This window comes from Hymenobacter jeollabukensis, from assembly GCF_005771675.1.
Taxonomy (GTDB): domain Bacteria; phylum Bacteroidota; class Bacteroidia; order Cytophagales; family Hymenobacteraceae; genus Solirubrum; species Solirubrum jeollabukense.
Genome location: NZ_VAJM01000001.1, coordinates 897,105 through 920,425, shown reverse-complemented (window position 1 = coordinate 920,425; position 23,321 = coordinate 897,105). Strand labels below are relative to the sequence as shown.

General features: G+C 65.8%; 10 protein-coding genes. All 10 read left to right on the top strand.

Annotated features, from left to right (window positions below; genetic code table 11):
• The first annotated feature begins 132 nt into the window (after positions 1-132).
• A complete protein-coding gene (locus FDY95_RS03885) occupies positions 133-2,067 on the top strand; it encodes a sialate O-acetylesterase (RefSeq protein WP_138075387.1) in 1,935 nt (644 codons plus the stop codon).
• 447 nt (positions 2,068-2,514) lie between these two features.
• Positions 2,515-4,728 carry a glycoside hydrolase family 3 N-terminal domain-containing protein gene (locus FDY95_RS03880; protein ID WP_138075386.1) on the top strand — a complete coding sequence of 738 codons (2,214 nt, stop codon included), beginning with the start codon at positions 2,515-2,517 and terminating at the stop codon, positions 4,726-4,728.
• Positions 4,729-4,834: 106 nt separating this feature from the next.
• Positions 4,835-6,721: an endo-1,4-beta-xylanase gene (locus tag FDY95_RS03875; RefSeq protein ID WP_138075385.1), complete on the top strand. Its 1,887-nt coding sequence runs from the start codon at positions 4,835-4,837 to the stop codon at positions 6,719-6,721.
• 121 nt (positions 6,722-6,842) lie between these two features.
• The gene (xylA, locus tag FDY95_RS03870) at positions 6,843-8,174 is read left to right on the top strand and encodes a xylose isomerase (RefSeq protein WP_138075384.1); all 1,332 of its coding nucleotides are present in this window, start codon (positions 6,843-6,845) and stop codon (positions 8,172-8,174) included.
• Between the two features lie 153 nt (positions 8,175-8,327).
• Complete coding sequence (locus tag FDY95_RS03865) at positions 8,328-9,935, top strand: alpha-N-arabinofuranosidase (protein ID WP_246073913.1); 1,608 nt, start codon at positions 8,328-8,330, stop codon at positions 9,933-9,935.
• A 66-nt stretch (positions 9,936-10,001) separates the two neighbouring features.
• Entirely contained in the window at positions 10,002-11,105 is a 1,104-nt protein-coding gene (locus tag FDY95_RS03860; RefSeq protein WP_394348386.1) for an endo-1,4-beta-xylanase, read from the top strand.
• Positions 11,106-11,177: 72 nt separating this feature from the next.
• Complete coding sequence (locus FDY95_RS03855; RefSeq protein ID WP_138075383.1) at positions 11,178-13,808, top strand: glycosyl hydrolase 115 family protein; 2,631 nt, start codon at positions 11,178-11,180, stop codon at positions 13,806-13,808.
• A gap of 484 nt (positions 13,809-14,292) precedes the next feature.
• Positions 14,293-18,690 (top strand): carbohydrate-binding protein, encoded by a 4,398-nt coding sequence (locus FDY95_RS03850; RefSeq protein ID WP_138075382.1) that lies wholly within the window; start codon positions 14,293-14,295, stop codon positions 18,688-18,690.
• An 83-nt stretch (positions 18,691-18,773) separates the two neighbouring features.
• On the top strand, positions 18,774-20,675 hold the full coding sequence (locus tag FDY95_RS03845) for a cellulase family glycosylhydrolase (protein WP_171025518.1): 1,902 nt from the start codon (positions 18,774-18,776) through the stop codon (positions 20,673-20,675).
• 233 nt (positions 20,676-20,908) lie between these two features.
• Entirely contained in the window at positions 20,909-22,984 is a 2,076-nt protein-coding gene (locus FDY95_RS03840) for a 7TM diverse intracellular signaling domain-containing protein (protein WP_138075380.1), read from the top strand.
• Positions 22,985-23,321: the final 337 nt, after the last annotated feature.

The following is a 23,321-nucleotide window of genomic DNA, read 5'->3' as shown; positions in this document are numbered from 1 at the left end:
AGGCGCTTACTCAACCCGGCACGTTGTGCCAGGGTTAGCTCCCGACTGCCATCCGTCGGCGGGCTGCCCCGGCCAGCTCAACCGGACTTGCGGCTAAAACCGCGCTACCACCGCTCCAATTCCCAACCACCCATGCCCAACTTGTTTCGTCTGGTGCTCTGCGCCGCCACCCTCACTACTGCTGCCCCGGCCTACGCCGCCGTGCGCCTGCCCCGCCTCATCAGCGACGGGATGGTGCTGCAACGCGGTACCTCGGTGCCGGTGTGGGGCTGGGCCGACAAGGGCGAAGCCGTGACGCTGAGCTTTCAGGGCAAAGCCTACCGCGCCACCGCCGGCCAAGACGGCAAGTGGCAGGTGCAGCTGCCCGAGCTGAAGCCGGGCGGCCCCTTTACCATGATCATTAAGGCCAGCAACCAGCTGGACCTCAAAGATATTCTCGTCGGCGACGTGTGGCTGTGCTCGGGCCAGTCGAACATGGAGCTGCCCATGGCGCGGGTGCGCGACAAGTACCCCGAGGTGGTGGCCCAGGCCACGAACCCGCAGATCCGGCAGTTCGACGCGCCGACCCGCTACAGCAACCGCGGGCCGCAGAACGACCTGCCCTCGGGCCGCTGGACCGCCGCCGACCCCAAATCGGTGCTGCAATTCACGGCCGTGGGCTACTTCTTCGCCAAGGAGCTGCACGCCAAATACAAAGTGCCCATCGGCCTGATCCGGGCCGCCGTGGGCGGCTCGCCGGCCGAAGCCTGGCTGAGCGCCGACGCCCTGAAAAGCTTCCCCGTTTACGAAAAACGCGCCCAGCAGATCAAGGACAGCCTCTACGTGGCCGGCGTGCAGCAGCAGGAGCGGGCCCGCGACGTGGCCTGGTACCGCAACGCGCGCCAGCAGGACCAAGGCTCGGCCAAGGGCCAGACGCCCTGGTACCTGCCCACCGCCGACGCCTCGGGCTGGCAGCCCATGCGCATTCCCGGCTACTGGTCCGAACAAGGGTTGGGCCCGGTGAACGGCGTGGTGTGGCTGCGCCGCGAAATCGAAGTGCCGGCCAGCATGGTGGGGCAGCCCGCCCGCCTGGAGCTAGGTACCATCGTCGATGCCGACTCGGTGTACCTGAACGGTAAGTTCGTGGGCACGACGGGCTACCAGTACCCGCCCCGCAAGTACGAGCTGCCGGCCACGACGCTCAAGCCGGGCAAAAACCTGCTGGTGGTGCGCGTCATCAACAGCGCCGGCCGGGGCGGCTTCACCCCCGAAAAAACCTACGAGCTGCAGGCCGCCGGCCAGAAAGTGGATTTGCGCGGGGAGTGGCAGATGCGCCTGGGCATGAAATCGGAACCGCTGGCGGGGCCTACCTTCTGGCAGTGGCAGCCCGGCGTGCTCTACAACGGTATGGTGACCCCGCTGGCACCCTACGCCGTGAAGGGCGTCATCTGGTACCAGGGCGAATCGAATACCAAGGCGCCCAAGGAATATCTGCCGCTGATGACCAGCCTGATTGGGGACTGGCGCCGCACCTGGCAACAGCCGAACCTGCCCTTCCTGTACGTGCAGCTGGCCAATTTTATGGCCGTGAAGCCGCAGCCCACCGAAAGCAGCTGGGCCGAGCTGCGCGACCAGCAGCGCCGCACCCTGGCCGTGCCCCACACCGGTATGGCCGTGGCCATCGACCTGGGTGAGTGGAACGACATTCACCCGCTCGACAAGGCTACCGTGGGCCACCGCCTGGCTTTGCAGGCCGAGCGCGAAGCCTACGGCGAGAAAGTAGAAGCCTCCGGGCCGCTGTACCAGGGCATGAAAGTCAGCGGCAACAAAGTCACGCTCAGCTTCACGGAGCTGGGCGGCGGGCTGGTGGCCAAGGGCGGCGGCGAGCTGAAGCAGTTTGCCATTGCCGGGGCCGACCAGCAGTGGCAGTGGGCCCAGGCCCGCATCGAGGGCGACAAAGTGGTCGTCTGGAGCGAGCAGGTGCCCAACCCCGTGGCCGTACGCTACGCCTGGGCCGACAACCCCGAGGGCGCCAACCTCTACAACAAGGCGGGGCTGCCGGCCTCGCCCTTCCGAACTTCCAACTAACAACTACCGGCGTCGCCTCAATGTGGCGGCGCCCCGAGCATCCGGCCCACTGCGGGCCGGATAGCAACCCCGGCACGGATGCGCCCGACCAGCCGACGAGCGTGGGAACTCGTCGGCCCGGTGCCGCGCACTTGCCGCCACGCGGCGGCGGGAACAGGGGAATGTAGCGGCGCAGCGCCCGAAACACTGCTTTCGGCGGCTGCGCTGGGTGCCCCGTGCCGATGGTTGCGGCGCAGCTCAGAGTCAGTGGGGCTCTGACTGACACCGGCAGCTTCCTCCTGGTGAGTGACAGGGGAAGCTGCCGGTTTTGCCGCCGCTGCCGGATCCTTTATCGATTCAAGCTGCCGCGTCAAGCTCGGGTATAACAGCCTGTGCCCCTCCGCTGCGAAAGCACGCTGATTTTAACTCTCGCCGTAGTCATTGCCGCCGAATTCTTCACCGTTTGCCATGAATTCCAAGCCTTTCCTGCCGCTGGCCGCCGCGCTGCTGGCTCTGCCCCTGATGCTGCCACTGGCCGCGCAGGCCCAGGCCCCCGCCAGCGTGGCCCCGCTCTACCTCGACCCGGCCCAGCCGCTCAACGCCCGCGTCAACGACTACATCAGCAAGCTGACCCTGGCCGAAAAGGCCGACCAGATGATGTACAACAGCAAGGCCATCGAGCGGCTGAACGTGCCGGCCTACAACTGGTGGAACGAGGCCCTGCACGGCGTGGGCCGGGCCGGCGAGGCCACGGTGTTTCCGCAGGCCATCGGCCTGGGCGCCAGCTTCGACGAGGACCTGGCCCTGCGCGTATCGACGGCCATTTCGGATGAGGCGCGGGCCATGTACAACACGGCCGTGGCCAAAGGGCACCGCCTGCGCTACAGCGGCCTCACGTTCTGGACGCCCAACGTGAACATCTTCCGCGACCCGCGCTGGGGCCGCGGCCAGGAAACCTACGGCGAAGACCCCTACCTGACCTCGCGGCTGGGGGTGGCCTTCGTGCGCGGCCTGCAGGGCCCCGACCCCGAGCACCTGAAAGTGGCGGCCTGCGCCAAGCACTTCGCCGTGCACAGCGGACCCGAAAAGCTGCGCCACGAGTTCAACGCCCAGGCCAGCCCGCACGATTTGCGCGAAACCTACCTGCCGGCCTTCCAGGCGCTGGTGCAGGAGGCGAAGGTGGAAGCGGTGATGTGCGCCTACAACGCCACCAACGGCGAGCCGTGCTGCGCCAACCAGTACCTGCTCAACACGGTACTGCGGCAGGAGTGGAAGTTCCGGGGTCACGTGGTGTCCGACTGCTGGGCGCTGGTGGACCTTTACGAGGGCCACAAAGTGGTGAAAACGCCCGCCGAGGCCGCCGCGCTGGCCCTCAAGCGGGGCGTGAACCTGAACTGCGGCAGCGTGTACCCCTACCTGCCCGAAGCCGTGCAGAAGGGCCTCGTCACCGAAACCCAGATCGACAGCTCCCTGGCCGTGCTGCTGCGCACCCGCTTCCGCCTGGGCCTGTTCGACCCGGCCGGCGCCTCGCCCTACGACAAGATTCCGGCCTCGGTGGTGAATAGCGCCGAGCACCGCGCCCTGGCCCGGGAAGCGGCTCTGAAGTCGATGGTGCTGCTGAAAAACAACGGCGTGCTCCCGTTGCGCAACGACTTGCCGATGTACTTCGTGACCGGGCCCAACGCCAGCAACCTGGAGGCGCTGCTGGGCAACTACTACGGCGTGAACCGCAACATGACCACCATCCTGGAGGGCCTGGTGGGCGGGGCGGCGGCCGGCAGCCAGGTGCAGTACCGGCAGGGCACTTTGCTCGACAAACCCAACCAGAACCCCATCGACTGGACCACCAAAGCCGCCCAGGAAGCCGACGCGACCTTCGTGGTACTGGGCATCAACGGGCTGATGGAAGGGGAGGAGGGCGAGTCGATTTCCTCCACGACCTACGGCGACCGGCTCGACTACAACCTGCCCGCCAACCAGCTGGAATTCCTGCGCAAGCTGCGCAAGGACAACAAGAAGCCCATCGTGGCCATCATCACCGGCGGCTCGCCCATGAACCTGCAGGAGGTGCACGAGCTGGCCGACGCGGTGCTGCTGGCCTGGTACCCCGGCGAGGAAGGCGGCAACGCCGTGGCCGACCTGGTCTTCGGCAAGGCCGCGCCCTCGGGCAAGCTGCCGATAACCTTTCCCAAGAGCCTGGACCAACTGCCCGCCTACGAGGCCTACGGCATGACCGGGCGCACCTACCGCTACCTGCAGGCCGAGCCGATGTACCCCTTCGGCTTCGGGCTGAGCTATGCCAAGTTTGAGTACTCGGGCCTGAAGCTGCCCAAGAAACTGGCCAAGGGCAAGCCGGTGGAGGTGGAAGCCACCGTGACCAATACCGGCAAAATGGCCGGCGAGGAAGTGGTGCAGCTCTACCTCACCCACACTGCTCCGAAAGGTCAGCAAACCCCGCTCTACGCGCTGAAAAGCTTCCGCCGCGTGCAGCTGGCCCCCGGCGCCAGCCAGACGCTGCGCTTCACCCTCACGCCCGAGCAGCTGGCCCGCATCGATGATCAGGGCCGCAGCGTGGCGCCCTCGGGGCCGGTGACGGTGGCCGTGGGCGGCTCGTTGCCCTCGGCCCGCAGTCAGCAATTGGGGGCCGCCGCGCCGGCTACGGCCCAGCTGGCTGTGAAATAGTCGGCCTCCGCGCCTTCTGCGGGCTAAACCCATCCGGGCCGCTCCGCAATTATCCTCCGAATCTACTGCCACCGGGGCCCTACGGCCCGCATCCCCAACACCATATATGAACCGAAACACTACTTTACTGCTGGGCCTGCTCGGGTTGCTGAGCCTGGGCACCCAAACTGCGCAGGCCCAAAACGCGCCCGTGATTCAGCAGGCCGAAGGCGGCACGCTGGGCACCGACTGGCTGAGCCAGACGGCCAGCGGGGTGCAGTACGTGACCATCACGCCCACGGCCACCATCAACGCCCAGAACCCCGGCACGGCGGCGCGCGTGATTAACTACTCCGTGACGTTTCCCGGCGCGGGCTCTTACGACCTCTACGCCCGGGTGCGCGTGGGGCCGGCCGGGGCCAACGACGACAGCTTTTACTACGCCAACGGCTTCGGTACGAAGCTGCCCGCCGACGACACGAACTGGATTACCGTCAACAACCTGAACGCGGTGGGCTACGCCAGCACCGCCGGCAACGTGGCCGTGGACGGGGCCGGCGGCGCGGGCACGGGCGTGTGGAAGTGGCTGAATCTTTCCAAGTTCAACGGCGGGGAAGCGCCCGTCAGCTTCACCGTGGCCGCCGGGGCGCTGACGCAGACCTTCCAGCTCGGCGCCCGCGAAGACGGCCTGGACATCGACAAACTGGTGTTCGGCCAGACCGGCATCTACTTTACCCCGGCCCAGCTCGATGCAGGCCAGCAGGGCTCGACCACGCCGCCCGTCACCTTCACGCCCAGCGGCCCGCCGATGGCCCAGGGCAAGCCCAAGTACCTGGGCGGGGTGTGGAGCACCCCGCAGAAGCCGTTTTTCAACAAGTACTTCAACCAGGTGACGCCCGAAAACGCGGGCAAATGGGGCTCGGTGGAAGGCACCCGCAACCAGATGAACTGGGCCGAGCTGGACTCGACCTACGCCCTGGCCCAGCGCAACGGCATTCCGTTCAAGATGCACACGCTGATCTGGGGGGCGCAGCAGCCCATCTGGATTGAGACGCTGTCGGACGCCGACCAGCTGGCCGAAATCAACCAGTGGTTTCAGGCCGTGGCCCAGCGCTACCCCAACATTGCGCAGATCGAAGTGGTGAACGAGGCGCTGAACGACTTGCCGCTCAACGGCTCGACCGGCAACAACGGGCCGAACACGCCCGGCAGCGGCGCCGGCAACTACTACAACGCCCTCGGCGGGGCCGGCGCCACCGGCTGGGACTGGGTCATCACCTCGTTCACGCTGGCGCGGCAGTACTTCCCCAACGCCCAGCTGATGATCAATGACTACGGCGTCATCACCAACACGACCAACGCCCAGCGCTACCTCACGCTGATCAACCTGCTCACGGCCCGCAACCTGGTGGACGGCGTGGGCATTCAGGGCCACGCGTTTGAGACGCGTGGCATCCCGGCCACCACGCTGGCGGCCAATCTGACCACCCTGGCCTCGGCCGGCAAGCCGCTCTACATCACCGAGCTGGACATCGACGGCGTGGACGCGAGCAGCAACCTCGACGACGCCATTCAGCTGGCCGAGTACCAGCGCATCTTCCCCACCTTGTGGACGCACCCGGGCGTGAAGGGCATCACCCTCTGGGGCTACCGTCCCGGCCACTGGCGCACTGCCCAGGGCGCCTACCTGGCCAACGCCGACAACACCGAGCGCACGGCCTTCGTGTGGCTGCAGAATTACGTGCGCACCACCGTGCTGAAGGTCAAAAACGGCCAGGAAACCACCGTGCGCCTGTTTCCGAACCCCACGGCCGACGGCCGCTTCAGCCTGACCGGCACCCAGACTATCACGCAGCTGCGCATCGTCGACCGGCTGGGGCGCACCGTGCACCAGCAGGCCCTGCGCCAGCAGCCGGCGGTGGATTTGCAGCTCCAGTTGGCCCGCGGCCTCTACGTGGTGCAGCTCACCGAGCAGGACGGCAGCCTGATTACCAGCAAGCTGCTGGTGGAATAACCCCGCCGAACTTCGGGCTTTCCGGGCCGGCGGCTGCCCGCCGAAGGTGAGTGCGGCGGCCCGCCGCCGGCTCCGGGAACCTGACCAAGCATTACCTAACACCCTTTTTTCTTACCTCATCATGGCGCTGAGCACGCTTTCCCAAACCGAGTATTTCAAGGGCATTGCGCCGATCCAGTTCGAAGGCCGCGAGTCGGACAACCCGCTGGCTTTTAAGTGGTACGACGAGTCGCGCGTCGTGGCCGGCAAGACGATGAAGGAGCACCTGCGCTTCGCCACGGCCTACTGGCACACCTTCGTGGGCACCGGCGGCGACCCGTTCGGCCCCGGCACCAAGCAGTTTGCCTGGGACCAGCACGCCGACATCCTCGGCCGCGCCCAGGACAAAATGGACGCCGCCTTCGAGTTCTTCACCAAAATCGGCACGCCCTACTACTGCTTCCACGACGTGGACCTGGTGGACGAGGGCGCCTCGCTGCGCGAGTACGAAAGCAACCTGGCCGCCATCGTGGACTACGCCCGGCAGAAGCAGCAGGAAACGGGCGTGAAGCTGCTCTGGGGCACGGCCAACGTGTTTTCGAACCCGCGCTACATGAACGGCGCCAGCACCAACCCCGACTTTCAGGTGCTGGCCCACGCCGGCACGCAGGTGCTCAACGCCCTGGACGCGACCATCGCGCTGGGCGGGGAGAACTACGTGTTCTGGGGCGGGCGCGAAGGCTACATGACCCTGCTCAACACCGACATGAAGCGCGAGCTGGCGCACATGGGCCGCTTCCTGACCATGGCCCGCGACTACGCCCGCAAGCAGGGCTTCACCGGCAAGTTTTTCATCGAGCCCAAGCCGGCCGAGCCCACCAAGCACCAGTACGATTTCGACGCGGCCACCGTCATCGGCTTCCTCAAGGAGTACGGCCTGCAGGACGACTTCATGCTGAACCTGGAGGTGAACCACGCCACGCTGGCCGGCCACACCTTCCAGCACGAGCTGCAGGTGGCCGCCGACGCCGATATGCTGGGCTCGATGGACGCCAACCGCGGCGACTACCAGAACGGCTGGGACACCGACCAGTTTCCGGTGAACCTGAACGAGCTGACCGAATCCATGCTCATCATCCTGGAGCACGGCGGGTTCAAGCACGGCGGCATCAACTTCGACGCCAAAACCCGCCGCAATAGCACCGACCTGGAGGACATTTTCATTGCCCACATCGGCGGCATGGATGCCTTTGCCCGCGCCCTGGTGGTGGCCAACGACATCCTGGAAAAGTCGCCCTACCGCCAGTTCCGCCAGCAGCGCTACGCCTCCTTCGACGCGGGCGACGGCGCGGCATTTGAAAAAGGCCAGCTGACCCTGGAAGATCTGCGCCGCATTGCCCACGCGCACGGCGAGCCGACGCCGCGCAGCGGCAAGCAGGAGTGGCTGGAAAACATCATCAACCAATACATTTAACCAGTGCTGCGAATCTCATTCCCCGGCTTCCGTAGTTGCGAGCGAGGAAGCGTAGTCAACCCAGGACCAGAGGCGGTGCGGGGCCCCGGCTTATCTGCTCGGCCGCAGGCCCCGCGCCGCCCCCAAGCCCTGACGTCTGGCTCCCCCTCTCTTTTGGAGAGGGGGCCGGGGGGTGAGGCTTCACGCCTGCGCGGGCTCGTCGCCGCCCTGGCGCTGCTGACGCTGACGGCCACCGCGGCCCTGGCGCAGCAGCCCGTGCAGCTGACGGTGCAGCCCGCGCCGGCCGCCAAAACCACCATCAGCAAGCACATCTACGGGCACTTCGCCGAGCACCTGGGCCGCTGCGTGTACGACGGCTTCTGGGCCGACCCGGGGCTGAACGTGCCCAAGCAGGGCCGCATCCGGCTGGATATCGTGGAGGCGCTGCGCAAAATCAAGGTGGCCAACCTGCGCTGGCCCGGCGGCTGCTTTGCCGACGCCTACCACTGGCGCGACGGGGTGGGGCCCACGGCCCAGCGCCCGCGCACCATCAACACCTGGTGGGGCGACGCGGTGGAGGATAATAGCTTCGGCACGCACGAGTTTCTGGAGCTGTGCCAGCTGCTCGGCGCCGAGCCCTACCTGGCGGCCAACGTGGGCAGCGGCACGGTGCAGGAAATGGCCAACTGGATGGAGTACCTGAACTCCAACGCCGACACCCCGCTCACCCAGCAGCGCCGCCAGAACGGCCATGCTGAGCCGTACGGCGTGACCATGTGGGGCATCGGCAACGAAAGCTGGGGCTGCGGCGGCAACATGACGCCCGCTTACTACACCGACGTGTACAAGCGCTACGCCACCTTCGCCCACAACTACCCCGGCTCCCCGCCCCTCAAGCGCATCGTGAGCGGGGCCAACGGCGACGACCCGGCCTGGACGGAGACGTGCATGAAGAACATCCCGCTGGGCATGATGTGGGGCCTCACGCTGCACCAGTACACGCTGCCGACCGGCGACTGGGGCAAGAAAGGCCCCGCCACCGGCTTCGGCGAAGCGGAGTACTTCAGCACGGTGCGCAACTGCCTGCGCATGGACGCCATCGTGGCCAAGCACGCGGCCATCATGGATAAGTACGACCCCAAAAAGCAGGTGGCGCTGCTGGTGGACGAGTGGGGCGTGTGGACCGACGTGGAGCCGGGCACCAACCCCGGCTTCCTGTACCAGCAAAACTCCCTGCGCGACGCCCTAGTGGCCGGCACCACGCTCAACATCTTCAACAACCACTGCGACCGGGTGCGCGGCGCTAACCTCGCCCAGGCCGTGAACGTGCTGCAGGCGCTCATCCTGACCGACAAGGAAAAGATGCTACTCACGCCCACCTACCACGTCTTCGACCTCTACCAGGTGCACCAGGACGCGGAGTGGCTGCCCGTGCAGTTTCAGAGCCCCGAGTACGAGCTCGGCGGCGAGAAAATCCCCGCCCTGAACGCCTCGGCCTCCCGCGACAAAAGCGGCGCGGTGCACATCTCGCTGGTCAATCTCAACCCCAACCAGGCCCTGACGCTGCAAACAACCTTGCCCGGCATCAGCTGGAAGGCCGTGAGCGGCCGCATCCTGACCTCGGCCAAGGTCAGCGACTACAACTCGTTTGACAAGCCCAACGCCGTGCAGTTGGCCGACTTCAAGGGCGCCAAAAAGCACGGCGACCAGCTCGTGGTGACGCTGCCGGCCAAATCGGTGGTGGTATTGGAGCTGACGCCTACGGGCAAAACCGGCTCCTGATTCTTGCGCAATTTCTCTAGCACGTCATGCTTCGACAAGCTCAGCATGACGTTCTTTTTTCGTCCCATGACCAAGATTAATCTGCCCGCTCACCTCGGCCACCGCCTGCTGATGGCTGGCCTGTTACTGGGCAGCACCGCGCTGCTCAGCAGCCAACACTCCGCAGCCGACAAAGGCCTGAAAGACTACTACAAAGACTATTTCCCCGTCGGGGTGGCCGTGGGGCCGCAGTCCTTGCAGGGCGAAGAGGCCGCGCTCATCAAGGCGCAGTTCAACAGCGTGACGCCGGAAAATGCCATGAAAATGGGCCCGATTCACCCGGAGGAAAACCGCTACTTCTGGCGCGACGCCGACGCCATCGTGAGCTTCGCCCAGGCCAATCAGCTGCGGGTACGCGGCCACAACCTGCTCTGGCACGAACAGACGCCCAAATGGCTGTTTAAGGACGCGCAGGGCAAGCAGGTCAGCAAAGAAGTGCTGCTCAAGCGCCTGCACGACCACATTTTCACTGTGGTGAAGCGCTACAAGGGCAAGATTTACGCCTGGGACGTGGTCAATGAAGCTATTGCCGACAACCCGCAGGAGTTTCTGCGCAACTCGGAGTGGCTGCAGATCTGCGGGCCCGAGTTCATTGCCAAGGCTTTCGAGTACGCCCACGAGGCCGACCCCGACGCGGTGCTCTTCTACAACGACTACAACACCGAGCGGCCCGAGAAGCGCGAGCGGGTGTACAAGCTGCTCAAGCAGCTCGTCGACGCCAAGGTGCCCATTCACGCGGTGGGGCTGCAGGGGCACTGGTCCTTGCAGGAACCCACCGAACCGGAGCTGCGCGCGGCCATCGAGCGGTACGCCTCGCTGGGGCTGAAGGTGCAGATTACCGAGCTGGACGTGTCCATCTACCCCTGGGAAAAGGAGCGCCGCGCCAAGCGCCCGGGCGAGTCGGATGCCTATACGCCGGAGCTGGAGCAGAAGCAGGCCGAGCAGTACCGGATGTTCTTCCGCGTGTTCCGCGACTACCGCAAGGTGCTCACCGGCGTCACGTTCTGGAACGTGTCGGACCGCTACAGCTGGCTGGATACCTACCCCGTGGCCGGCCGCAAAAACTACCCGCTGCTCTTCGACCAGCAGCTGAAGCCGAAAAAGGCCTTTCAGGCGGTGGTGAGTTTCTAGAACCGCCTGTGTCGTAGCGCGAACTTTGCAGTTCGTGCTACGGCGCTGCCAGCCGCTTATTTTCACATTCGCATGTCCTTCCCCGAATCCATAATCCGCCGCGTCTGGCCACTGCTGCTGCTTTTTCTGCTGACGGCCGCCGCGCCCGCGCTGGCCGCACCCACCGTGCCGGGCAGTGAGGTATACGTGTCGCCCGATAAGGGCAAGGGCCGCTTCCCGCTGGTGGCCGGTGGCAAGGCCGCGCCGCTGTTCGCCAGCGCCCAGGACTGGCCCGGCGTGCTGCGCGCCGCCCGCGACCTGCAGGCCGACGTCAACCGCGTGACGAAAATTCCGCCGCCGCTGACCACCGACCAGGCGCCGCGCGGCAAGGAAGTCGTGCTCATCGGCACGGTGGGCAAAAGTCCGCTCATCGACGGGCTGATTCGGGCCGGGAAGCTCGATGCCAGCGGCCTGGCCGGCAAGTGGGAAACCTTCGTGGTGCAGACGGTGGATAAGCCGCTGCCGGGCGTGGAGCGGGCCCTGGTCGTGGCCGGCAGCGACAAGCGCGGTACCATTTACGGCATCTATGATTTGTCGCAGCAAATGGGCGTCTCGCCCTGGTACTGGTGGGCCGACGTGCCGGTGACCCCGCAAAAGGCGCTGTACGTGCTGCCCGGCCGCCATACGCTGGGCGAGCCGGCGGTGAAGTACCGCGGCATCTTCCTCAACGACGAAGCGCCGGCGCTGAGCGGCTGGGCCAAGGAGAAGTTCGGCGGCATCAACTCCAAGATGTACGTGCACGTGTTCGAGCTGATTCTGCGCCTGAAGGGCAACTACCTCTGGCCCGCCATGTGGGGCAACGCCTTCAACGACGACGACAAGCAAAGCCCGGTGCTGGCCGACGAGTACGGCGTGGTGATGGGCACTTCCCACCACGAGCCCATGCTGCGGGCCCAGCAGGAGTGGAAGCGCTTCGGCTCGGGGCCCTGGAACTACCAGACCAACCAGAAAACCCTGGCCGACTTCTGGCGCCAGGGCATCGTGAACATGGGCACCCACGAAAGCATCGTCACCGTCGGCATGCGCGGCGACGGCGACGAGCCCATGAGCGAGGAAAGCAACATTGCCCTGCTCGAACGCATCGTGGCCGACCAGCGCAAGATTTTGGCCGAGGCTACTGGCAAGCCCGCCGCCCAAACGCCCCAGCTCTGGGCCCTCTATAAGGAAGTGCAGGACTACTACGACCGCGGCATGCGCGTGCCCGACGACGTGACCCTGCTGCTCTGCGACGACAACTGGGGCAACCTGCGCAAGCTGCCCAAAGTGGGAGAGAAGCCCCGCGCCGGCGGCTATGGCATCTATTACCACTTCGACTACGTGGGCGGGCCACGCAACTACAAGTGGCTGAACACGAACCCGCTGCCGCGCATCCGGGAGCAGATGCACCTAGCCCACGAGCACGGCGCCAATCAAATCTGGATTGTGAACGTGGGCGACCTGAAGCCCATGGAACTGCCCATCAGCTTCTTCCTCGACTACGCCTGGAACCCCGCCCGCATCGGCGCCGACCAAGTGGCGGACTACACCCGGCAGTGGGCCGCCCAGCAGTTCGGCCCCAAGTCCGCCGCCGGCATCGCCGATATTCTGGCCAAATACACCAAGTACAACGCCCGCCGCAAGCCCGAACTGCTCAACGCGGACACCTACAGCCTTGCCAACTACGGCGAGTGGACCGGCGTGGCTGCCGACTGGCGCCAACTGCTGGCTCAGGCCGAACAACTGGGCCGGCAAGTGACCCCGGCGCAGCAGGATGCCTACTACCAACTGGTGCTGCACCCGGTGCAGGCCTGCGCCAACCTCAACGACCTGTATTACACCGTGGCCCTGAACCGCGCCGCGGCCCAGGCCGGCGCGGCCAATACCAATGAGCTGGCCGAGCAAGCCAAAGTGCTGTTTGCCAAGGACCAGGAAATCACCCGGCGCTACCACGCCCTGGCCGGCGGCAAGTGGAACCACATGATGGACCAGACGCACATCGGCTACACCTACTGGCAGCAGCCCGAGCAGCAAGCCATGCCGGTCGTGCAAACCCTGGCCGCCGGCGCGGCCAAAGCGCCGGCATTGGTGCCAGCTTCCGCGCCCGTCCCAGCTACCAGCACCGTAGCCCCGGGTGTTGGCTTCGTGGAAACCGACGGCTACGTGAGCATCGAGGCGGAGCACTACAGCCGGGCGGTGAATGGCAACGGCGTGAGCTGGCAAGTGCTACCCGACTTCGGCCGCACGCTTTCGGGTGTGACGGTGCTGCCCGCCACCGCCCCGGCCGTGGTGCTCGGTGCCGGCAGCCCGCACCTGCAGTACCAGGTGCAGTTCAGCGGCACGGCGCCCGTCACGGTGCACGCTTACCTGGCGCCCACGCTGGACTTCCGCCACCAGGGCGGCCTGCGCTACGCCGTCAGTTTCGACGACGAAGCCCCGCAGGTCGTCAACCTGCACCCCGGCTTGGTGGCGGACAACGGCAACCGGCCCTGGGAGCAGGCCGTGGCCCAGAACATCATCATTCGCACCTCGCAGCACCAGTTCCGCCAGCCCGGGGCGCACACGCTGAAGTTCTGGCTGGTCGACCCCGGGGTGGTATTGGAAAAGCTGGTTATCGACTGTGGCGGGCTGAAGACCAGCTACCTCGGCCCACCCGAAAGCCCACGCGGCGCGACGAAGAATCCGTAAGCTAGTCCAGCAGATGTGCTGCCGCCATACGTAGGGGTGCTGCCGAAAAAGTGAGCCAATGGCTCACTTTTTTTATTGTTTGTTATCCGCTTCGCAAACGTTTGCAGCCACTGATTTAAGGGCGTTGGCGCGGCAAATACGTGACACAACCGTGTGCGCTAAGCGTACATACGTAAGCGTAAAAGTGCGTTTCTGGCTTCTGAAGGAAGTTTTTATGCTTGCTTTTGGCTAACAACCCCCATAGCTTTGATCAACCAGAGTCCCTGACCGGCCGCCGCGGCTGCACCGCTGCCCGCCTTTTCCCCAACCACGGCCGGGGCCCTGGACCCTTCCCGCTCTTCCTGCCCGGCGTCGGCAAGGTCCGCTACTCGCGGGCTGCCGCGCCCCAGCCTGCCGGCCGCTTGCGCCGGCAGAGGTTGCTGCTCCACTTGGTGAGGCAGACAGCCGGCTATTGCCCGCTCATTCCCCAACCTCCACAACCATCATGACAACACTTCTACTCACCGGGCGGGCCGGGCAGTGGCTCCGCCGCAGCGCCCAGGCGCTGGCCGCCGGCGCAGGTCTCGCCGCGCTCAGCCCGAGCACCGCCCTGGCCCAGTGCAACCAGATTGTGTGGCAGGACGAGTTCAACACTGCCGGCGACCTGAGCAAGTGGCGCGTGTACGAGGGCGACGGCTGCGCCGAGGGCAACTGCAACTTCGGCAACGCCGAACTGCAGGCCTACCGCGCCGCCAACGCCGCCGTGGCCGGCGGCTACCTCACCATCACCACCCGCTACGAGCCGAGCACCGTGGGCGGGCGCAACTATGCCTACACCTCGGCCAAGCTGTTTTCGAAAACGGCCGCCGGCGCGCTGCAGACCTTCAGGTACGGCCGCATCGAAGCCAGCATCAAGCTGCCCTCGGGGCAGGGCGTGTGGCCCGCGTTCTGGATGCTGCCCGACCCCGGCAACTGGCCCAGCACCGGCGAAATTGACATCATGGAGGCCAAGCACAAGAACCCGACCTCCGTCGCCGGCACCATTCACTACGACGACAACGGCTGGCACTTCACCGGCCGCGAAGCCACGGGCACGGTGGATCTGAGCACCGGCTTTCACACCTACGCGGTGGAGTGGAGCCCCAACCAGATCAAGTGGTTTATCGACAACACGCTCTACCACACGGCCTCGCCCAAGACCACTTCGGGCGGCTCCTGGCCCTTCAACGACGGCAACTTCTACCTGATGCTCAACGCCGCCGTGGGCGGGCCCGGCACCGGCTTCACCGGCTACCAGAACCCCAACCCGGCCGATTACCCCACCACCATGCAGGTGGATTTCGTGCGCGTCTACAAGGGCAGCTACAACTACGCCGTGCTCGGCGACGAGACGGTGTACCAGAACGATACCAACAAAACCTACCGCCTCGACGCGGTGACGGGGGCCACGTACAGCTGGTCGGTGCCGGCCGGCGCGACGATTACCGCCGGGCAGGGCACCAACGCCATTCAGGTGAGCTGGGGCTCGTCGGCGGGCGGCAACGTGACGGTGACAACGGCCGTGAGCGGCTGCCCGACCGGGACTTACGCGCTGGGCGTGACGGTCAGCCCGGCCCTGCAGCTGGAAAAGCTCTACGAGGATTTCGAGGCCAACCGCTTCATCACCTACGCCTCGGCCACCGGCGTGCTCACCCAGGCCTTGACCAACCCGGTGAGCGGGGGGCAGAACACCTCGGCCAAGGTGGCGAAGTACGTGCGCAACACCGCCGAGCAGTACGACGTGATTTCGCTGCGCAACCTCACCGTCGGCAACGCCAACGACTTCGTGGCCGGGCGCAAGAAAATCTACCTCGACGTGTATTCCACGGCGCCGGTGGGCAGCAAGGTGACCCTGCAGCTGGAAAACAGCGCGGTGACGACGGCCACCAACTTCCCGCTGGGCCGGCACAGCGCCTACCGCGCCTACACCAGCCGGCAGAACGCCTGGGAAACCCTGGAATTCGACCTGGAGCGCAGCATCGACGCGGGCACCAGCATCTACAGCATCGACAACGTGACCCTGCTGTTTCAGCCCGCCACCAACTCCGGCGCCACGTTCTACTTCGACAACCTGCTGGTGAAGCAGCAGCCCGTGCCGGCCATCGTGAGCACCGACGTGCTGATCAACTACGACGGCGCGGCCCGCATCAGCCAGAACGCCGCCAAGACCAACGGCGCCTACACGGCCAACTTCGCCAACCCCGCGGCGACGGGCGTGAATACCTCGGCCCGGGTGGCTAAGTACGTGCGCAACAGCGCGGAGCAGTACGACGTGCTGTTCTTCGACGCCACGCCGGCGGGCACCATCATCGAGGACGCGGCGCTGTTTAAGAACCAGACCTACCAGATTCAGGCCGACGTGTACACGGCCGCGCCGGTGGGCACCGCCGTGCTGCTAAACCTGCAGAACAAGGCGGCCGCCGCCAATACCTACCCGGCCGGGCGCAACAGCACCTACGAGGCGCGCACCACGGTGCAGAACCAGTGGCAGACGCTGACGTTCAACTACGTAACCTCGCCCGACGGCGGCACGGCCAACGTGGCCATCGACGAGCTGGCCTTCCTGTTCGGCAACAACTCGCTGACCGGCGACACTTATTACGTCGACAACATCCGCATCGTGAAGCGGGCCGCCGCGCCGACCTACGCCGTCGCCGCCACCTTCGAGAACTACGACGCGACGCGCAACCTGACCCTGCTGAGCGCCAACGGCACCTACGCGGCCGTGGTGAACAACCCTTCGGCCACGGGCATCAACACCTCGACCAAGGTGGGGCAGTACGCCCGCAACGCGAGCGAGCAATACGACGTGCTGGCTTTCCGCAACCTGCTGACCAAGGACGGCGCGGCCTACAAGAATGGCGACAAGGCGTTTGCCATGGACGTGTATACCTCAGCCCCGGCCGGTACGGTCGTGTCCTGGCAGCTGGAAAGCAACGCGGCCTCCCGGCCCCAGAATTACCCCACCGGCCGCCACAGCATCTACCAGGCCGTCGTCAAGCAAACCAACGCCTGGCACACGCTCGTCTTCACCTTCGCCAGCGCCCCCGACCCCGGCACGCCCGACGCCGACGTGGACAACTCGGTGTTCCTCTTCGCCCCGAATACGCTGACGGGCGCCACGTTCTACATCGACAACCTGCGCAGCCTGACGAAGAACGGCGCTACCAACGCCGCCCCGAGCGTCAGCCTGACCTCGCCGGTGAGCGGCGCTTCATTCGCGGCGCCGGCCAGCATCGGCCTCACGGCCAGCGCTTCGGATTCGGATGGCTCGATCAGCAAGGTGGAGTTCTACAACGGCAGCACCCTGCTCGGCACCGCCACCACGAGCCCCTACAGCTACACCTGGACGGGCGTAGGCGCGGGCAATTACAGCCTCTCGGCCAAAGCCACCGACAACGCCGGCGCCGTGACGACCTCGGCCGCCGTGAGCGTCACCGTATCGGCCGCACCGACCGCGCAGGCCATTCCGGGCAAGATAGAGGCGGAAAGCTTCAGCACGCAGTCGGGCACGCAGACGGAAGCCACCACCGATACCGGCGGCGGGGTGAACGTGGACTGGTTTGAAACCGGCGACTGGCTGGACTACAGCGTGAACGTGGCCGCGGCCGGGCAGTACACGGTGGATTTCCGGGTGGCCTCGGCCAACGGCGGCGCCACCCTGCAGCTGCGCAACAGCGGCGGCACGGTGCTCGGCAGCATCAACGTGGGCAACACCGGCGGCTGGCAGAACTGGCAGACCCTCAGCACCACCGTGACCCTGCCCGCCGGCGCGCAGACCCTGCGCCTGTACGCCGCGGCCTCGACGGGCTGCAACGTGAACTGGCTGAATTTCACGGCCGCAGCGGCGGCCCCCAACCTGGCCCTGAACAAGCCGACCTTCACCTCCTCGACCGAAAACGCGGGCACGCCCGGCTCGGCCGCCGTCGACGGCAACGCTACGAGTACCCGCTGGAGCAGCGCCTTCTCCGACCCGCAGTGGCTGTACGTGGACCTGGGCGCCAGCTACAGCGTGAGCCGGGTGAAGCTAACCTGGGAAGGCGCCTACGGCAAGGATTACCTGGTGCAGGTATCGGCCGATGCGGCCACCTGGACCACCATCAGGACCGTGGCGGGCAACGCCACGCTCGTCAACGACCACACCGGCCTGACGGGCACCGGCCGCTACGTGCGCATCTACGGCACGGCCCGCGGCACCGCCTACGGCTACTCGCTCTACGAGCTGGAGGTGTACGGCACGGCCGCCGGCGGCACCAACCCGGGCGGCACCGGCCTCTGCACCGGCACCGTCGCCAATGGCGACTACAGCTACGAAGTGTCGACCACCAGCGGCACGGTAAGCTGGAAGTTCATCCCGCTCACGCCCATTGCCGGCAGCACCATGGCCCTGATCTATGTGAAAGTGGGCACCGGCGGCTACGCGGGCTACCAGATGACGGCCGCGGGCAGCAACTTCACCTTCTCGCAGGCCCAGGCGGCCGGCGCGGCGCTGTCGTTCTACTTCACCTACCGCGTGGGCACCAGCACCGCCGAGCGCAACTCCAGCGCCACCCCGCACAGCTACACCGCCGGCAGCACCTGCACCGGCAGCCGCCCGGCCCTGGCCAGCAAAGCGGCCCGGGCGCAAGCGGCCCCGCTGGCTTACCCGAACCCGGTGCGCGAGCAGCTGACCGTGCCGCTGCCCACCGCCGAAGCCGCCACCATTACCCTCACCGACGCCCTCGGCCGGGTGGTGCTGACGCAGACCACGGCCGCCAAGCAGGCCACCGCTACGCTGGATGTTCAGGCGCTGCGCCGCGGCGTGTACCAGCTCTCGGTGCGCAGCGCGACGAGCGTTCAGACCCAGAAAATCATCAAGGAATAACCTTTTGAAGTGAGTGAATGCGAGGGCAACGGGGCGGGGTTTCCTCGCCCCGTTTCTCGCTTTTGCCGCTTTCGATTTCAGCTATGAATCAGCGTACTACCCGCCTTTTTTTTCCTTCGGTAGCGACTAGCCTGCGGCGCGCCGGCGCCCTGGCCCTCACGGCGCTGCTGGGGCTGCCCAGCCTCTCATCATCGGCCCAGCAGCTGAGCTGGCTGAAGGCTCGGGGGCCGCAAATCGTGGATGCCCAGGGCCGGCCGGTGGTGCTGCGCGGCTGCAACGTGGGCGGCTGGCTGCTGCAGGAAAGCTACATCCTCAAAACCGATACCCTCGGCTGCCAGCGCCGCATCCAGCAGGGCCTGCTGCGGACGATGCCCGAGCGCGAGGTGGAGGAATTCTACCGCCAGTACCGCGCCGGTTTTGTCACCCGGGCCGACATCGACTGGCTGGCCCGGCAGGGCTTCAACTGCGTGCGCCTGCCGTTTCACTATGACTTGTTTCTGACCGCAGAGCAGCGCCGCGCCCGTACCAAAGCCCTGCAGAACCCCAATAGCGACGCCGCCGTGGACGCCTACGTGCAGGCGCTCGGCCGCTGGTACGACGCGAACGAGCTGTTCACCGCCGACCCGAAGACGCTCGACGGCTTCCGCCACCTCGACCAGGTGCTCGACTGGTGCGCGGCGAATAAGATGTACGTCGTTTTCGACCTGCACGCGGCGCCCGGCGGCCAAGGCACCGACGCCAACATCAACGACAACTTCCGCCCCCTGGACCTCTGGAAGCGCCGCGACGCCCGGGGCCGCCTGATTTACCAGGACGTGACCGTGCGCCTCTGGGAGCAGCTGGCCAAACGGTATAAAAACGATGCACGCGTGGCCATGTATGACCTGATCAACGAGCCGCACAACCTCAACGCCGAGCACGGACTTTCGGCTGATAATCAAGAGCTGAACGCTTTGTACAGCCGCCTCATCGACGCGGTGCGGGCCCAGCAGGACCGGCACCTGCTGCTGCTGGAAGGCAACGGCTACGGCAACGAGTACACCAACCTGACGCCGGACAAGCTGAAAAGCCAGGACAAAACCGGCCTCGTCTACAACGCCCACCGCTACTGGTGCCCCAACGACGCCACGGCCGGCGACCCGAACCCCAGCCAGATCAACCTGGTGAAGAACCTGGCCGCGTTCCGGGACCGGTGGCAGGTGCCGGTGTGGGTAGGGGAGACGGGCGAAAACTCCAACGAGTGGTTTGCCGCCGCCGTGCAGCAGCTGAATGCCCAACACATCGGCTGGTGCCACTGGAACCTGAAGCGCGTGGACGCCGGCAGTAGCCTGCTGCGGGTGTCGCCCTACGGCAGCATCCTCACGGCCGCCGGCCGGGCCGCCCTGCTGCGCAACGCCCAGTTTGCCAGCTGCGCGGTGAACCGCGACGCCCTCTTCGCCCTCACCCAGCCCGCCGACGCTCGTCAGCCCTTCGCCGCGTACCGGCTGCCCGGCACCCTCTTGGCCGCCGACTACGACCTGGGCCGCGAGGGCCTGGCCTACCACGACACCTACAACGCCCGCATCGACTACCGCGAGCTGAAGCCCACCAACAGCGGCAACGCCTACCGCAACGACGGCGTCGACGTGCAGCCTATCCAGGACGCGGGCGGCAACGGTTTCGGCGTGGGTCACACCGAGGCCGGCGAGTGGCTCAGCTACACCGTGACGGTGCCCAAAGCCGGCGCCTACGCCCTGCAGCTGCGTGCCACCAACGCCGGCGCCACCCCGGCCCGGCTGCTGCTGAAGCTGAACGATACCGTCGTGGGCCGCTTCACCGTGGCACCGGCTGCGACGGAAGCGGCTGGCTGGCAGACCATCAGTGGCGGTACGGTCGCGCTGCCGGCGGGTACGCACATGCTGCGCCTCGTGGTGGAGCAGCCGGGCGCCGTGCTCAGCTGGCTGCGCTTCAGCGAGGCCAAAGCTGCTACCCAGGGCGGGCAGTAGTGCTTTGGGCGAGTCCAGCCGGGTGATGCTCGGCTACCCAACACAAGCCGTCATAATTGGCGTGTAAGTGAGCTAGTACTTACTTTCAGTCTTCGGTATACTGATCAATTCGAGTTGTATGGTAAGTTGTTAATTACGAATACTCTACGGTTTACCCGCCGCGCGGGCGGGGCCCTTTGCTTATTCGGCCGACTGCGTGCGCTGCGGGTAGTTTCTCTAACTTGTAGACTCCCATGCGCCCCACCTTGCCCATTCCCAACACGTTCTTGTTCCTTGCCCGCTCTGGCCCGCTGCGCTGGCTCGTCACCCTGCTGGTCGGGGTGCTGCTCAGCGGTTTCAGCACCGCCGCGCCGCTGGGCCCTGAGAAGCCGCTGACCGTCAGCGCCCGGCAGGAGGAGGTTCTGATTCTGCCGCCCAACTACAGCGTGCTCGAAGACCCCGGCGGCAAGATGACGCTGACCGACGTGCAGCTGGGCGTGAATGCCGCCCGCTTCGTGGCCGGCTCCACCATTTCCACCAACATGCAGCACACCGGCGCGGCCTACTGGCTGCGCCTGACGGTGCAGGCCCGCGGTCCGCTGCCCCAGCACTGGTACCTGGAGCTGTACGATTCGCACCTGAGCGACGTCGTGTTCTTCCCCGATGCCGCCGACCCCGCCAGCGCCGTGCACACCGGCGCCGACCGGTCGTTTTTCTCGCGGCCCTACGGCTACAAGAACTTCCTGCTGCGCCTGCCCCTGCGCGCCGACCAGACGCAGACCTACTACCTGCGCCTGCAGGCCAACTCCAAGACCAGCTTCCTGGCCCGTCTGCGCACCGAGCAGGGCCTGGTAGAGCGTTTTCAGCAGGAATATGGCCTGCTGGGCGGCTTCTACGGCATCCTGCTCATCATGGTGGTGTACAACCTGTGCCTGTACTTCTTCACCCACGAGCAAACCTACCTGCGCTACGTACTCTACGTGCTCAGCTGCAGCCTCGTGTTTCTCTCCGAAGACGGCCTGGGCTTTCAGTACCTCTGGCCCGGCCACCCCTGGTTCAATCAGCTGGTGATTATCAGCTCGGCGCCGCTGCTGCTGCTCACCTTCAGCTACTACGCCCGCCACTTCCTCGATGCCCCGCAGCGCCTGCCGCACTACGACCCCTGGGTGCGCAACGTGGTGCTGCTCAGCGCCGCCGCCCTGCTGGTCGACGCGCTGTGGTGGCAGTCGGACCTGAGCTTCTGGCTGTATCTGCTGCCCTACGGGATGCTGTTCGTGGCTGCCCTGCGGGTGTGGCGCGGGGGCTTTCGGCCGGCGCGGTTTTTCCTGCTTTCCCACACGCTGGTGGTAGTCAGCGTGGGCTTCCTCATCCTGCGCAAGCTCGGCATCGACACCTTCACCAACACCTTCACGGTGTACAGCATGAACGCCGCCTTCGTGCTGGAAGTGGTGATTCTGTCCTACGCGCTGGGCGAGAAAATCAAGGGCATCCAAGACGCGACGCTTAGAGCGCAACAGCGCCTGGTGAAGCAGCTGCGCAAAAAGCACGAGGTGCAGGAGCAGCTGGTGGAGCAGCTGCGGCAGAACGATGAGCTTAAGGATCAACTCAATACCGAGCTAGAAGGCCTGGTAGCCCAGCGCACCGAGGAGTTGCGCGAGCAGGGCGAAACCATTGCCGCCCAGAACCGCGAGCTGCTACAGGCCAACGGGCTGCTGGCCCTGCAGTCGGCCGCCATCGAGAAGCTGAACGGTGACCTGCAGCGCGACCTGCAAAAGGCCCAGGCCGCCCGGGTGCTGGCGCAGGAAGTGGATTTTGGCGAGTTCAGCCAGATCTACCCCGACAAGGATGCCTGTCTGAGCTACCTGGCCGACCTGAAATGGGCCCAGGGCTACCACTGCCGCAAGTGCGGCCACGACAACTTCTGCGAAGGCCGCGAGCCGCACTCCCGCCGCTGCACCCGCTGCCGCTACGTGGAGTCGGCCACGGCGTACACCTTGCTGCAGAAGTGCAAGTTTCCCATTGTCAAGGCTTTCTACGCGGTGTTCCTGCTGCACACGCACAAGGGCAACTACCCCGCGCAGGAACTCTCGCGCGTGCTCGATCTGCGCCGCGCCACCTGCTGGAGCTTCAGCCAGAAAGTGCTGGAAGCCATGCGCCGCCAAGCCGCCGACGCCGCCGAAGACGAGAGCTGGACCGACCTGCTGCTCGACGATACGGCGGCTGATTCGGACGAGACAGGAGAGGAGGAAGTAACCTCCGTGCCGGTGTTGGCAAGGAAAGTGGAGACGTGGGCGAGTAAAGCAAAAACTAGTGAAAAAAAAGTGGGCTAAACCCCCACTTTTTTTTGTGTTTTTTACCCGTAAGGGCCGGAGTGGCTGAATGGCGCAAACGATTGCAGTAGCCGCATAATCGACCGGAAAAGAGGGTGCTCTAAGCGTACAGACGAAAGTGCGACGTAAGCGAAAAACGCTGTTTTTAGGCTATAGGCGCATTTTTGTCGCTTGATTTTTCAAAAACAACGCCGCTATATTTGACCAACCTTAATACGCCATTAATCTCCTGCCTCACTCGCTGGCTCGATCAACGCACCCCAGTCCAGCCCGCGGCCATGGCCGCCCGCCCGGCCTCCTGCGTGGGCGCCGCTTCGGCGCCCCTGGTGCGTGCTTC